Genomic DNA, 13,094 nt, shown 5'->3' with positions numbered 1-13,094 from the left:
CTGTACAAAAATAGAGTGTATAATAGGAATGTTAAATTGATAGGAAAAAGAGAGAAGCCCTATTAAGTAAAGGAAGATGGAGTGGAGAGTGTGTACTGAAAGTAAAATTGTCCAGCGGCAAAAATAAACATGTTTTTCGAATGCTTCTAGAAGAATATCTAGAATGAAAGTAGGAACATTATGGAAAAGAAAATGAGGTTTGGCATCAAATCCAAAATTATTATTGGATATTTAATTGTTATTGTCTGTTTATTTATTGCATTTATTGTTTTAAACAGTCAAATTTCATCTTTGCAAAAAGAACGAAATTTTATCATTGATCATGATATCGAAGTGCATGATCTGACCAATCGAATTGAAAAACACCTGCTCGATATGGAAACCGGACAAAGAGGCTATATTATTACAGGAGAAGCGAGTTACTTAGAACCTTATAACAGCGCAGCATCAAGTTGGGAAAAAGATTATAATGCACTGTATCAGCTTCTAAATAATAATCCAAATCAGCAGGAGAAACTGGAGAAGATTAAAGGAAGCATTCAAGACTGGATTGAAGCTGCTGGTGAACCGACCATTGCATTAAAAAAAGAAAATAATACAAAAGAGCTTCAGCAGTTTTTTGAGAAAGATCCTGGGCGCCAGTATATGGATGATATACGCAGCCAGTTTACTTCTTTTAGAAATGTAGAGAAAAAATCGACTGAAACAAGAGCAGCAGAGTTAGACGGGAAAAATCAAAAAATAAAAATTGGACTTTACGGTTTGCTGTTATTTGTTACGCTTATTTCACTTGCTATCGCTATTGTTTTGTCCAATTCCATTGTGAATACGATTAAAGAAGTTACGCAAACGATCAAACGAATTACGGCTTCAAAAGGCGAGTTAAAAGGAAGAATTAAAGTTCGATCTAATGATGAAATTAAAGATTTAGGGATAGCCACGAACGCGTTGTTAGAAAATATTGAAGAGCGAAACTGGCTTCAAACGAACATTGCTCATGCTGTAACGATGTACCAAGGCATAGCATCCGTAGACAAGCTTGCGGAAAAATTTCTCTTTACGGTTTCAGAAATGACAGGAGCTTCTTTCGGAGCATTTTATGTTCGAGAGGAAAATGATAAAGGAGATCTATTCGTCAAACAAGCTGCTTTTGCAGATAGAAAAGGCGACGCGGGAAGAGAGAGCTTTTTGATAGGCGAAGGGCTCATTGGACAAGCTGCTTTAGAAAAAAGAACCCTTGTCATAAACGATGTACCTGACACGTACCGGCTCATTGCTTCAGGATTAGGAGACGTAAAACCTAAGAGTATTTTTATTGTACCCGTCTTGTTTGAAGATGAAGTAATTGCAGTTATTGAGCTGGCATCGCTGCACGAATTTACAGTTTTAGAGCAAGAACTTATTAGTCAAGTGATTGAAACGTTTGGTCTCACTATCAATGGTGTAATCAGACGTATGGAAATTGCTCGTCTATTAAAAGAATCTCAGGCGATGACAGAAGAGCTCCAGGCTCAGTCTGAAGAACTCCAAACACAATCAGAAGAACTGCAAATGCAGTCTGAAGAGCTGCGTATGATTAATGAACAGCTAGAAGAAAGAACAAAAGATGCAGAAGAAAAATCGTTTGAATTAGAGGCTGCAAAAGAAGATTTAGAAGAAAAAGCGCATCAGCTGGAATTGAATTCTCAATACAAATCCGAATTCCTTGCTAATATGTCGCACGAGCTTCGAACACCGCTTAACAGCATTCTTATTCTGTCTGAAATGCTTGAAGAAAACGCGGCTAAAACGCTATCTGAAGATGAAGAAGAATATGCTCGTATCATTCATTCTTCAGGAAAAGACTTGTTGGCATTAATCAACGACATCTTGGATTTATCAAAAGTAGAGTCTGGAAAATTAGATGTTTTGCTTGCCGAGATGAATATGAGTGAGCTTCCAGATCAAATTGAACGTAATTTCAGCCACGTTGCTGAACAGAAAAAAGTACAATTGAAAATTAATAAAGCACAAGATGTACCGGACATCATTCACACAGATGAAAAGAGATTCCAGCAAATTGTGAAAAACCTTTTATCAAATGCATTTAAATTTACGGAATCGGGATCTGTCACAGTATCCATTCAACGAGTGGCTGACCATCGTCTTACAACACCTATGCGTACAGTGGATACGGATTGCTGGCTAGAAATAGCTGTAGCCGATACAGGGATTGGTATACCAAAAGAAAAGCATCAGCTTATCTTTGAAGCGTTTCAGCAGGCGGATGGAGCTACGGTTCGCAAGTACGGAGGAACCGGACTTGGCTTATCTATTTGCAGTGAGTTTGCAAAACTATTGGGCGGCTGGATTTCCCTAAGCAGTGAAGTAGGAAAAGGAAGTACGTTTACACTCTATCTTCCTAGTCTCTCTAACGGCCTTGTTGACTATGAAAAAGTGAATTTTGCATATGAAGAAGTAGCAGTATCTGTAGAAGAAGCTGAACCTAAAACAGAAATAACTGAAATTGACCATCCTGTACAACCAGTTGAACCTTCATTGCAAGATGATGAAAATGTGTTTCAGGATAAGCGAGTGATCATCGTGGATGATGACCAGCGCAACATTTTTGCCTTAAAAACTGCGCTAGCTAAACAAGGTATGACCATTATGACAGCTCGTAACGGAATAGAGTGTCTTGAAATGATGAAGAATGGTGAACCATTTGATCTCATTTTAATGGATATTATGATGCCGCAAATGGACGGATATGAAGCGATGCAGAAAATTAGAGGAGAGCTAAAGCTTGTTGATTTACCTATTATTGCACTAACTGCTAAAGCGATGAAAAATGATCGTGAAAAATGCTTGGAAGCTGGAGCATCAGATTATATCAGCAAACCTTTAGATTTAAATCAGTTGTTCTCCGTTATGCGTGTATGGCTAGTAAATTAAGCGGGGTATGAAACATAAATGGATATGAAGCACCTAGATTTAAGTGAAGACTTAGTTATGAATAAAAAAACAGATTTGGAGATTGATTTACTGCTGACGGCTATTTATCGATTAACAGGATTTGATTTCAGACAGTACGCTAAATCTTCTATCTGTCGCCGAGTCTATAATCGAATGAAAATTGAACGTATTCCAACCGTGTCTCGATTGTTAGAAAAAGCGATTCACGAAGAAGAGTTTATGAATCAGCTTTTAAATGATTTTTCGATAAATGTAACAGAGATGTTTCGCGATCCAAGCTTTTTTAAAGCATTTCGCACAAAAGTGATTCCGGTATTAAAGGATTATCCGGAAATTCGCATTTGGCACGCTGGCTGTGCAACGGGCGAAGAGGTATTTTCTATGGCGATTCTTTTAGAAGAAGAAGGGTTAATGGATAAAACGGTCATTTACGCAACCGATATGAACGAAGATGTATTAGAAAAAGCAAAACAAGGTGCCTTTTCTTTACGTAAAATGAAGTCATATACAAAAAATTATATTCAAGCCGGTGGAAAGAACGCCTTCTCGGAATATTATCAGACGGATCATCACTATGCATATTTTCATCCGTCGCTGTTAAAAAATATTATCTTTGCTCAGCATAATTTAGTCACGGATCAGTCATTTAATGAATTTCACGTCATCATTTGCCGAAACGTCCTTATTTATTTTACAGCTCAGCTGCAAAATCAAGTGTATAATTTATTTTCAGAAAGCCTGTGTGCAAAAGGATTTCTTGGGCTTGGTGATAAAGAAACGCTTCGCTTTGCTGAAGGAGCAGCTTCTTATATCGAGTTTGCAGGGAACGAGCGCATCTATCAAAAGCAATAAAAAAAGACCTCATTTGTGAGGTCTTTTTTTATTGCGCCTGTGCTTGAATCATAAGCACGCACATGTCATCAGGCTGATTTAACTTTTGTTCTTCTGAAAAAATTTCATTCATAAATACCTGCGGATTTGTCCATTTTTGTTCAGTAAGTTTTTGAAGACGAAGAGCAGATTCATTTTCGCAAGGACCCATTGATTCAAGAGCTCCGTCTGTAAATAGCAAAATTTGCACATCGTTTTCAAAGCTGACAACAGATTTCTGAACGTCCATTTCTTCAAAAAACCCTACAGGACAGCTTCCTCGTTGAAGAGGAACGAGCGTATGTTCATCCACTAACATATAACCTTCTGGATGCCCGGCGTTCACATATTCTACTGTCTTAGCTTCCGTATCAATGACTAAATAAATAGCAGTGAAATAGTAAGGGATTTCATCTTTTTCGCTGTGCAATAATTCCATGTAGCGATTTAACTCTGTAATAACTTTCTCAGGGTCTACGAGGGACTTGATAGCTTCTCTGAGCACAGACGAAATAAACATACAAACAAGGGAGGCAGAGATGCCGTGCCCCATCATATCAAAAAGAATGATTCCGTATCGGTGCTCGTCAATTTTGTGCCAATAGTACATATCACCCGCTAATTTAAAAGAAGGATAATATGAAACTTCCATTTGAATATCTTTCTCTCGTAGAGGGGGACTGAGTAAGTTTTGCTGTACGTGTGTAGCTAAATCTAACTCATTTTGAATTTTCTTTTCATGTTCCGTGTGCCAGTCAATTTCTGCTTTAAGGCGTAAAGCTACCCGCATACGAGCCAGCAGTTCCACTTTATTGATCGGCTTTGTGATGTAATCTGTTCCGCCCGCGTCTAGAGCTTCTACTAATTTGCTGCTGTCTTCTAGAGCTGTGACAAAGATAATTGGAATATGTTTTAAGCGTTCTACCTGTTGAATTCGCCTGCAGGCTTCAATTCCATCAATTTCGGGCATCATAATATCAAGTAAAATCAAATCGACCGAATTCGTTTTTGAGTTCTCATCGTCCAGGTTAAGATAGTCGAAAAGGGCATGGGCAGACGTAAGAGACACACAGTTATCGTAGCCAGCGCCTTTTAAAATTTTTTCAATCACAAATAGATTGACTTGATTGTCATCTACTAGAAGAATGGTCATGCTTTATTTCCCCTTATTATGTTTGAAGACTAATGATTGAGTATGTAGTTTTCAAGCATTTTTATACTTTTTCTGTTTTTCTATTTATCTATTATACAGAAAAGACAGCGTTTAGGGTATTTTTTAAGATTATTCTTTTCTATTAAACAAGTAAATCGCTCCCATAAAAGGAGACAAATTACTTTTTATAGCAATTTGTATAACGCAAATATCCCGAAAGTCAGTACAACCGCTCCCGAAATACGATTTACCCAGATTAAGCTGTTATTCGTAAACTTCGACCGGGCAAGACTAATAGCAAAGCTGAGTGAAAGCCACCAGCAGGCCGATCCTAAAAATACGCCTGCAACCATTGTCAAAGCAGAAGTAGCATCAAATGCTGATTTACTAATGCCTACACCAGAAAATACGCCAATAAAAAATAAGATCGTCATTGGATTCGTAACGGTTAAAAAAAGAACGGATGTATAAGAACGAAGCACCCCCCCTCCTTTAGCAGCAGCAGCGTGCTCTGCAGGTCGAGAACGGAATGTTTGAACACCTAAATAACATAAAAATAATCCCCCAATCAGCTGAAGCCAAATCTTTTGGGTTAGTAAAAAGGTTGTAATGAACGTTAGGCCAAACGCAGCGATGCATCCATAAAGAGCATCTGCTGTAGCTGCTCCCAGCCCGGATACAAATCCGTGTAATCTCCCTTTAGATAACGTGCGATTGATGCATAAAATACCAATGGGACCGACGGGAGCAGCAACGGAAAAACCGATCACTAACCCCTTTAGAAAATAAAATAAGCTCATCTTTTACGTTGCTCCTATGAAGTTTTTCTTTAGTATAGTACAAAAGCAATCGTGAATGAAGCCAAATTTGAGAAAGTTGTTAACACATACTTTTAGTCTGTTCGGGTACATCATAATGGTGTTATAAAAAACATCACTAGTAAATTTATTTTAATCATTAAAAAGTTCAAAAACTAAATTATTTTACACAGAAAATTAAATGTAGTAAAATAATTCACTGTTACATATATAGAAAGATCTACCACTGAAAAGTAGTCATTCGTAATGAGATGAAGAGAGGTTAGTCATCATGAGTAATCTGTTTGCAAAAAAAGATGTTAACAAGCTGTTAGAGGAAAATGCAGCAAAAGAATCAACTAAGACACTAGGGTTATTTGATGTTATCTTGATGGGAGTAGGAGCAACTATTGGGACAGGAGTTCTGGTTATAGCAGGGCTAGTTGCCGCCAGGGATGCAGGGCCCTCGGTCTCCATTTCCTTTGTTATTTCTGCAGTAGCCTGTATTCTTGTTGCGCTGTGTTATGCAGAATTTGGTTCAGCTGTTCCAAGTTCGGGAGGCGCATATACATACATATATGTTTCATTAGGGAAATTTGTAGCGCATTTAATAGGGTGGTCGATCGTAGGATGCTATACGGTATCTTTAGCTTCTGTAGCGGGCGGATGGTCATCTTATGTGAATAATGTGCTTACTGAATTTGGTATTAGACTTCCTGAATCGTTCACGGCCATACCAAGCGATGGAGGTATTATTAATCTTCCTGCAGTATTTATTGTGCTGTGCATGTCGTTTTTATTAACAAGAGGGGTAAAAGAAAGTAAAAAAATAAATAACTTAATGGTTTTAATCAAGATAGGTATTGTTCTTTTATTTGTAGCCGTCGGCGTCTTTTTTATTCATACAAATAACTGGCACCCATTTACCCCTTTTGGTGTGAAAGGAATCTTTGCAGGCGCAGCTTCCGTCTTTTTTGCTTATAACGGATTTGATGCCATTTCTACTTCGGCAGAAGAAGTGAAAAATCCGCAAAGAAACTTGCCGCTAGGCATCTTGATTGCACTAAGTGTTTGTGCAGTCATTTACGTAGTAATTGCATTAGTATTAACAGGAATGGTTTCTTATAGAGAGCTAAACGTAGGCGATGCGTTGTCATATGCGCTCAATAGTGCAGGACAAGAATGGGCAGCGCTCATTGTATCTATAGGAGCGGTTATTGGCATTATGGCCGTCGTATTTGCTTATTTGTTTGTCGTGCCTCGTATACTGATGTCAATGAGCCATGATGGATTATTGCCGTCTCTTTTTGCGAAAGTAAACCGGAAAAACAGTGAACCTGTCATATCCACATGGCTTGTCGGGGCGTTAGGCGCGCTCGTAGCTGGTTTTGTTGATTTAAAACAGCTGGCGGATTTAGCGAATATGCTGGCGATTGTTACGTTTGCTGCCGTTTCATTTTCGATTTTGGCTCTGCGAAAAAGTCAGCCTACTTTAAAACGAGGTTTCAAAGTACCTTTTGTGCCATTTATTCCGATTATTGCTATTCTTTGCTGTATTTTTCTCATGTTCAACTTATCAATAAAAACGTGGATGTATTCAATCGGTTGGATGCTGATTGGCGTCTCTATTTACGTTGGATACGCCAGAAAGAACAAGAGCGTTTAACAAAAAGACTCTAAGCCAACGAGCTAGAGTCTTTTTTGTGTATATATTTCTCTTGAAAGTGAGCTATGAACATAACGTAAAAATTAAAATTTTATTTGAGACATATGTCCTTTTTATTTTAGGAAGTGTTATTGTTTAATAAAAAGAAACCGTTATGATGGAGAGGAAAACATGAGGGAAATTACGAGTGAGAAACAGCTGATGGAGTATATAAATACTTATAAATTAGAGTCGGTTTTCAAGAAAGAGTTACTACCGCATTTGTCATTGTATGATGTCGAGGCAGGGGAACGTCTTTGTTCTCAAGGAGATGCGTCTCACTGTTTGTACATATTGATGAAAGGCAAGGTTAAAGTTTATACCATATCGCCCGAAGGCAAGACGCTTGTTCTTTCTTTTAAACAGCCCCTTGAAGTAATAGGCGATATTGAGTATGTACAAGATGTTGAGATTATGAATACGGTTGAAGCCGTTTCACCTTTAGTTGTTATCGGTATACCATACAAACGATTAAAACAGCATGCGAGCAATGACCCACAGCTGCTGACGTTTTTACTGGAAATGCTCACAAAAAAGTTTTGCGCAAAATCTAACTCGCTAAGCTTTAATTTAATGTACCCAGTGGAAGTGCGACTGGCTAGTTACCTGCTCTCTATTTTTTGTGAAGAATCGCATTTGGTTATGAATCAAAAAACAGAAAGCTTAAAAGATATAGCTAATTTAATCGGAACGACTTACCGGCATTTAAATCGTGTTCTTCAGAAATTTGTAGCGCAAGGAGTTATTGAAAAAAAGAAAGGCTCCATTATTCTCAAAGATAAGGAAAAACTGAGCTGTCTAGCAAACGACAATATATACGAGTAGAAAAAGTAATAGATTAGTTGAAGGGGAGAGAGAAGAATGAAGACATACCGAACGCTACTATTTGACATTGATAATACGCTTTTAGATTTTAATGCAGCCGAAGAGCAGGCTTTACAGCTTCTTTTTGCTAACCACGATATTCCGCTGACTGAGGAAAGCAAAAAACGTTATAGTTTGATCAACCAGGGGTTATGGACAGCTTTTGAAGAAAATAAAATAAGCCGTGAGCAAGTTGTAAATACTCGCTTTTCTACTCTATGTAAAGAATATGGAATAGAAAAAGACGGAAAGCTACTTGAAGCAGAGTACCGAACTTATTTGAACAATGGCCATCAGCTAATTGACGGAGCAATTGAGGTAATTGAAAAACTGAGCAATTACTATGATTTGTACGTTGTTACAAACGGAGTCTCGGCTACACAGTATAAGCGCCTTCAAGACTCAGGCCTATATCCTTATTTTAAAGAAGTATTTGTTTCAGAAGATACAGGTTTTCAAAAACCTATGAAGGAATATTTTGATTATGTTTTTTTACATATAGAAGAGCTGTCCGTACATGAAACATTAATTGTCGGAGATTCTTTGAGTGCAGATATTCAAGGCGGGCAGCTAGCTGGTATTGATACGTGCTGGTTTAATCCTCAGGCAAAAAAGAACGATACAAAGTGGGTGTCAACCTACGAAATAGGAAGACTTCAAGAGCTTTATGACTTGCTGAACGTAAGTAATGAAGCAGCTTCGTTACAAGTCTAAAAGTGTATAAACGTTAGAGAATGCAAAAGTGCTAACCTTTTCTTTAAACAAAAAGGGTTGGCGCTTTTTTATTTTGTGGCGTTCAAAGGCTTAAAATACGCGAGGGATATTGATCTATAAATAGGATGGCTAAAGTAATCAATACAAATTTAAACAGTTTTATCCCAAAAGCAATAGGGTATTTTACCAATATCCCAGATAAAGTAAGTAACTAGGAGGTCGTAAAAGATGATTAATGGAAAAAGTTTATCTCGTTCAGGAAAGAGTTCATATAGAAGAGAAACAGCGGTTGGAAAAACGGGAATGGTAGCCAGTGCTCATCCAATTGCAACAGACGCCGGAGAACAAGTGCTAAGAGCTGGAGGCAACGCAATTGATGCAGCAATTGCCGTTCAGTTTGGGCTCAACGTCGGAGAACCGATGATGACCGGTATTGGAGGCAGCGGCTTTTTTATGGTGTACCACAATGAAAGCAAAACAACTAAAATTTTTGACGGGCATTCTCAGGCTCCTAAAGCAGCTTATCCTGAAATGTTTCTTGATGAAAATAAAGAAGTTATTCCTTTTAGAAAGCGTTCTACTCATGCAACGGCAATTGGAATTCCAGGGATTTTAAAGGCGATGGAAGCAGCTCGTAAAGAGTATGGAACAAAACCCCTTGCTGAATTGATTGAACCGGCTGCCAAAGCAGCAGAAGCAGGTGTGGAAACAAACTGGGTTCTTGGAGATATTTTAAAAACATATGCCTACCGACTAGGAGAACATGCTAAGCAGCTATATTCCCCAAACGGCAAGCCTATGCAAGAAGGAGATATGATTAATAAAAAAGATCTTGCTAAAACATTCCGCATTCTTCAAGAAAAAGGTATCGAGGCTTTTTATGAAGGTGAAATTGCAGAAGCCATTATTTCAACGATCAAAGAGCACGGCGGTTTTATGGAACTGTCGGATTTGAAAGAATACCAGATTAAGATTGATGAGCCCGTGTGGGGAGATTATAAAGGATACCGAATTGCTTCTTCCAACATGCCTAGTGCAGGAGGAACCACCGTGCTGCAAATCTTAAAGCTATTAGAGGACTTTGATGTGTCTCAGTACGACGTGAAATCTTGGGAAAAGTATTATTTGTTTGCAGAGGCTATGCGCATTGCATTTTCAGATAAAATTGCATTTTCTGGAGATCCAGCCTACAGTGACATTCCATTAAAAGGGCTTTTAAACGACGAATATATAAAGGGACGTCAAAAATTAATTAATTGGAAGCATAAAAATGAGAAAGTTGATTTTGGCAACCCGTGGGATTATGAGAAAGGCCAAAAAGTGAACGTTGTGCGTCAGCCTTATGAACCTGAACGTGAGCTTAGTGAAACAACTCACTTCACGGTCGTTGACCGTTGGGGCAATATTGTCGCTTGTACATCAACTGTGGAACATCCTTTTGGTACAGGAATTATGGTTAAAGACCATGGGTTTTTACTCAACAACGAGCTTACTGATTTTGATGCTATTCCTGGAGGATTAAATGAAGCAGATGCAGGAAAGCGTCCGGTTAGCTGTAAAAGTCCAACCATCGTTTTTAAAGACAGCGAACCTGTACTCACTCTAGGATCTCCAGGCGGACCAACGATTGTAGGGTCTGTGTTTCAAACGCTTATGAATGTCTTAGACTATGGAATGGATATAAAAGAAGCGATTGAAGAACCAAGAATTTTTAATAGTACAGGATCACTTATCGGTTGGGAAGCCGGAGTGGATATGAATGCCAAAGGAGAGCTGGAAGCCATGGGATTTAATTTTGGAGATGAGCCATTCCCAATCGGAAATGTTCAGGGAATTCAAATCGATAAAGAAAACGGCCGTTTATTTGGAGCAGCTGATTCCAGCCGTGAAGGAAAAGCAACTGGTTTAGACTCTTAATAGTTAAAAAATGCATTATACGCTCTCTCTTTCGTAAAAAGGGAGAGCGTATAATGCATTAAAAAAGATAAAAATGAGTAGGTAAAAAGAAGGAAAAATTTTTTCTGAAAACATACTTTAGACCTTTATTATTATCAGCTTAATCTTCAGAAAGGAAAAAGAATAGAACGTTTTCATGTCCGGCTAATAAAAAAAGGTACTGAGTTTTCAAGAGATTAATGAAAACAGAATGGTCGGAAAGTATAAAAAACGGAATAGCGTTTTCAATGCTGGAAAGATAAAGTGTTTAATCATGTAGAAAGTATAAAACACAACGTCTGGAAATCGTGGTTTGAAATGTAAAAAAAGCCGTACACTTTTGTTGGAAAAACGGTTACATAAAAAAGGCTCTTACACGTAAACTTTGGTCCTAGTTACAGCTCAATGAAAAAGATGAAAATGAAAAATAGCTACATTTGGCATGTTTGACTTTCGTCATTTATCCAAGTAATCTTTTGGTTGAGCGGAACCGGTTCTGTTTTCGGATTTTTGATAGCTAATTGAATTAATAAATTTATATTCTTTACTAACACAAAAGGAGAAAACATATGAAAATGAAACGAGTTGCTAAGCATACAACTGCTGCTACATTGGCCGCAGCCCTACTAGTAGGCGGGGGATATCAAACATTTGCTAAAGGAAATGACAGCAAAGACTTTAATAATAGCTACGGAATTTCGCATATTACTCGCGATAATATGGTGAAAATTCCACAGCAGCAAAACAGTGATCAGTTTAAAGTTCCTGCTTTTGATGAATCAACTATTAAAAACATTGCTTCTGCTAAAGGAAAAGATGCATCGGGAAATACAATTGACTTAGATGTATGGGACAGCTGGCCATTACAAAATGCTGACGGAACAGTGGCGACTTATCATGGATATCAAATTGTGTTTGCCCTAGCAGGTGATCCAAAAGATTCGAATGACACGTCTGTTTATCTTTTCTATAAAAAAGCTGGAGACAAATCTATTGACAGCTGGAAAAACGCTGGAAGAGTGTTTAAAGACAGCGATAAATTCGTTCCGAATGACCCGCATCTTAAAAATCAAACACAAGAATGGTCTGGTTCTGCCACGTTAACAAAAGATGGTAAAGTTCGTTTATTCTACACGGATTATTCAGGTAAACAATACGGAAAACAAACGTTAACGACAGCTCAAGTAAACATGTCACAGCCCAACGATAATACGTTAAAAGTTGATGGAGTAGAAGATTACAAGTCAATCTTTGACGGTGACGGAAAGATTTATCAAACGGTTCAGCAGTTTATTGATGAAGGCGGTTATGACACAGGGGATAACCATACGCTAAGAGATCCTCATTACATAGAAGACAACGGACATAAGTACCTTGTTTTCGAAGCTAACACTGGAACAGAAGATGGCTATCAAGGCGAAGACTCTCTATATAACAGAGCATACTACGGAGGAAACAATCCTTTCTTCCAATCTGAAAAGAAAAAGCTTCTTGAAGGATCTAATAAAGAAAAAGCTTCTTTAGCAAACGGGGCGTTGGGCATTATTGAGTTAAATGATGACTATACGCTTAAAAAAGTAATGAAGCCGCTTATTACTTCAAACACAGTTACAGACGAAATTGAACGTGCAAACATTTTCAAAAAAGATGGAAAATGGTACTTGTTTACTGATTCTCGCGGATCTAAAATGACGATTGATGGAATCGGACAAGATGATGTGTATATGCTAGGCTATGTTTCAAATACGTTAACAGGAAAATATAAGCCTTTAAATGATACGGGATTAGTTCTTCATATGGATTTAGATCCTAATGATAAAACATTTACGTATTCTCACTTTGCTGTACCTCAAACAAAAGGTAATAATGTCGTTATTACAAGCTACATGACAAATAGAGGCTTTTATGAAGACAACCACTCTACATTTGCACCAAGCTTCTTAGTAAATATTGACGGTTCAAAAACATCGGTTGTAAAAGATAGCGTTCTTGAGCAAGGTCAGTTAACAGTGGATGAAGACTAAGTGCTTTGCAATAGCAACAAAAGAAAATGGTGATTGTAATCACCATTTTCTTTTGTTTTATTCGATGTAGACAAAAA

The 13,094-nt window shown here is 37.9% G+C and carries 9 protein-coding genes; 7 read left to right on the top strand and 2 right to left on the bottom strand.

Features of this window, described 5'->3' with window-relative positions:
- Window positions 1-180 precede the first annotated feature (180 nt).
- Together MMB68_RS25535 and MMB68_RS25530 are read left to right on the top strand one after the other, a co-directional pair.
- Entirely contained in the window at window positions 181-2,934 is a 2,754-nt protein-coding gene (locus MMB68_RS25535; protein ID WP_221786027.1) for a CHASE3 domain-containing protein, read from the top strand.
- An 18-nt stretch (window positions 2,935-2,952) separates the two neighbouring features.
- On the top strand, window positions 2,953-3,807 hold the full coding sequence (locus tag MMB68_RS25530) for a CheR family methyltransferase (RefSeq protein ID WP_013056253.1): 855 nt from the start codon (window positions 2,953-2,955) through the stop codon (window positions 3,805-3,807).
- Window positions 3,808-3,835: 28 nt separating this feature from the next.
- Here the strand turns inward: MMB68_RS25530 and MMB68_RS25525 are convergent, their stop codons facing one another.
- Window positions 3,836-4,978 carry a SpoIIE family protein phosphatase gene (locus MMB68_RS25525; RefSeq protein WP_221786026.1) on the bottom strand — a complete coding sequence of 381 codons (1,143 nt, stop codon included), beginning with the start codon at window positions 4,976-4,978 and terminating at the stop codon, window positions 3,836-3,838.
- Window positions 4,979-5,163: 185 nt separating this feature from the next.
- The gene (locus MMB68_RS25520; protein WP_277549538.1) at window positions 5,164-5,778 is read right to left on the bottom strand and encodes a LysE family translocator; all 615 of its coding nucleotides are present in this window, start codon (window positions 5,776-5,778) and stop codon (window positions 5,164-5,166) included.
- Window positions 5,779-6,067: 289 nt separating this feature from the next.
- Here MMB68_RS25520 and MMB68_RS25515 point away from each other — a divergent pair, with 289 nt between their 5' ends.
- The 5 genes from MMB68_RS25515 to MMB68_RS25495 all read left to right on the top strand — a co-directional run bounded on the left by MMB68_RS25515 (window position 6,068) and on the right by MMB68_RS25495 (window position 13,017).
- Window positions 6,068-7,441, top strand: coding sequence for an amino acid permease (locus MMB68_RS25515; protein WP_221786024.1), 1,374 nt, complete (start codon window positions 6,068-6,070; stop codon window positions 7,439-7,441).
- Between the two features lie 171 nt (window positions 7,442-7,612).
- Window positions 7,613-8,305, top strand: coding sequence for a Crp/Fnr family transcriptional regulator (locus tag MMB68_RS25510; RefSeq protein WP_028408102.1), 693 nt, complete (start codon window positions 7,613-7,615; stop codon window positions 8,303-8,305).
- A gap of 36 nt (window positions 8,306-8,341) precedes the next feature.
- A complete protein-coding gene (locus MMB68_RS25505) occupies window positions 8,342-9,058 on the top strand; it encodes a YjjG family noncanonical pyrimidine nucleotidase (RefSeq protein WP_221786023.1) in 717 nt (238 codons plus the stop codon).
- Window positions 9,059-9,286: 228 nt separating this feature from the next.
- Window positions 9,287-10,975, top strand: coding sequence for a gamma-glutamyltransferase (gene ggt, locus MMB68_RS25500; protein ID WP_221786022.1), 1,689 nt, complete (start codon window positions 9,287-9,289; stop codon window positions 10,973-10,975).
- A gap of 587 nt (window positions 10,976-11,562) precedes the next feature.
- Window positions 11,563-13,017 (top strand): glycoside hydrolase family 68 protein, encoded by a 1,455-nt coding sequence (locus MMB68_RS25495; RefSeq protein WP_028413955.1) that lies wholly within the window; start codon window positions 11,563-11,565, stop codon window positions 13,015-13,017.
- Window positions 13,018-13,094: the final 77 nt, after the last annotated feature.

The sequence above is a fragment of the Priestia sp. Y58 genome, from assembly GCF_029522095.1.
GTDB lineage: Bacteria > Bacillota > Bacilli > Bacillales > Bacillaceae_H > Priestia > Priestia megaterium_E.
This window is presented reverse-complemented; position numbering and strand designations above follow the sequence as displayed.

What these genes read in the sequence shown, in the direction of transcription:
- ggt (WP_221786022.1), top strand. Translation starts at nt 9,287, where the DNA reads ATGATTAATGGAAAAAGTTTATCTCGTTCAGGAAAGAGTTCATATAGA.
- MMB68_RS25535 (WP_221786027.1), top strand. Translation starts at nt 181, where the DNA reads ATGGAAAAGAAAATGAGGTTTGGCATCAAATCCAAAATTATTATTGGA.
- MMB68_RS25520 (WP_277549538.1), bottom strand. Translation starts at nt 5,778, where the DNA reads ATGAGCTTATTTTATTTTCTAAAGGGGTTAGTGATCGGTTTTTCCGTT.
- MMB68_RS25515 (WP_221786024.1), top strand. Translation starts at nt 6,068, where the DNA reads ATGAGTAATCTGTTTGCAAAAAAAGATGTTAACAAGCTGTTAGAGGAA.
- MMB68_RS25530 (WP_013056253.1), top strand. Translation starts at nt 2,953, where the DNA reads ATGGATATGAAGCACCTAGATTTAAGTGAAGACTTAGTTATGAATAAA.
- MMB68_RS25525 (WP_221786026.1), bottom strand. Translation starts at nt 4,978, where the DNA reads ATGACCATTCTTCTAGTAGATGACAATCAAGTCAATCTATTTGTGATT.
- MMB68_RS25505 (WP_221786023.1), top strand. Translation starts at nt 8,342, where the DNA reads ATGAAGACATACCGAACGCTACTATTTGACATTGATAATACGCTTTTA.
- MMB68_RS25510 (WP_028408102.1), top strand. Translation starts at nt 7,613, where the DNA reads ATGAGGGAAATTACGAGTGAGAAACAGCTGATGGAGTATATAAATACT.
- MMB68_RS25495 (WP_028413955.1), top strand. Translation starts at nt 11,563, where the DNA reads ATGAAAATGAAACGAGTTGCTAAGCATACAACTGCTGCTACATTGGCC.